Annotated in this window: 1 protein-coding gene; it reads right to left on the bottom strand. The window is 36.1% G+C overall.

All coding sequences use genetic code 11. From position 1 onward, the window contains the following. Positions 1-1,266, bottom strand: a 1,266-nt coding sequence (locus tag FKZ59_RS14335) for an ISL3 family transposase (RefSeq protein ID WP_141603393.1), incomplete at its 3' end; no start/stop codon positions are given. Positions 1,267-1,393 lie beyond the last annotated feature (127 nt).

Below are 1,393 nucleotides of genomic sequence, written 5' to 3'. Positions count from 1 at the left end.
CATTGTCATTAAATTTTGGGTGATCAGAATCCGAGTTTTAAAATGTCGGAAACAGCGATAGCCGAAAGAAATACGCTTTATCACCTTAATTTTGTTATTAATCCCTTCTAAAATACCGTTGTTATAATCATATTTCAACGTATTCTCCACGTAATTTATGTATTTGTTTATGGTCTTGATGGCGGTTCTCATATAGCTGGAAACGCTGTTCCACTTATTCTTCAAGGTTTTTTTCAAGTGCTCAAAGTCTTTTGTTTTGATGTAATGTCGAACGTATTGGTATAACTCATAGGACTCCTTTAATTCAGAATCTAGGTTCATGATGTAGTGTAGAATATCCACCTCACACATGAGTTTTTTAAAGCAGCGATGATATGTATAGTTTTTATAATCGAGTTTTGTTTGATCTTTCAGAAGGAGTTTCCAGTATTTTTTCAACTTATTGTAATTCTTTTTATCCCGCTTCATGACGTTGATGCGGGTTTTATTTAAAGCTCTGCTAAATAGTTGGAGGATATGGAATTTGTCGATGATGATTTTCGCTTTAGGGAACACTTCGTGAATTAAGGAAATATAAGGACTATACATGTCGATGACAATCGTTTTTACCGCGTTTCTCGCCTTCTTGGAATACCGCAAGAAATACTCTTTGAGGACATGCAATCTCCGATCCTCTACGATATCCACAATCTCTCCCGTTTCAGCGTTGCAGAAAATAAAGGACATCGCTCCAGCTCCAGATTTAACGGATTTAAACTCGTCAAAACACAAATGCTTTGGAAGGTAATGAACATTCGGTTGATAGTAGCTATAAAAGCTATCAATGACACGACTGACAGTGGCATGAGAAACATGATGTTTCAAGGCAATATCTTTTTCGGAGATTTTATCTTTGGCGTCTAAAGCAATCGATACTTTGGTATGGTTGGAAATACAACAGTTTTTAGCCACAATGTCGGTTTGTAAAGTAAAAGTGGAATGGCAATGTTTACAGTAATAGCGTTGTTTACGGAGCTTCAAATACGTAGGATAACCGAAAACACTCGGCATTTTGATAAGGGTCGTTTTAAATCCGTGTTTAATGATTTGATCATCAAAGACATGGCCACAGGCATCACAAGCTTTAGGTTGATACGTTAACGTGCCATGAAAGACTTTCGCTTTTACGTGTTTGATTGTTTCGATAGAACAAAAATTTTCATCATCGAAGATGATATTTTTGTCTTTTATATTGAGTAGATTTCGTATAGAATGTTGGTGAGACATGTGACACAACTCCTTTGGGAAATGTGGTTTGGCGATTACATTTTACCAGAGTTTGTCACATGTCTCATTTTTTTGCGTAAAAAATTGGTGTTGGTTGTATCCACCAACACCAAATATTATAGAGCCT

The organism is Ureibacillus terrenus (assembly GCF_006569205.1).
GTDB lineage: Bacteria > Bacillota > Bacilli > Bacillales_A > Planococcaceae > Ureibacillus > Ureibacillus terrenus.
This window is presented reverse-complemented; position numbering and strand designations above follow the sequence as displayed.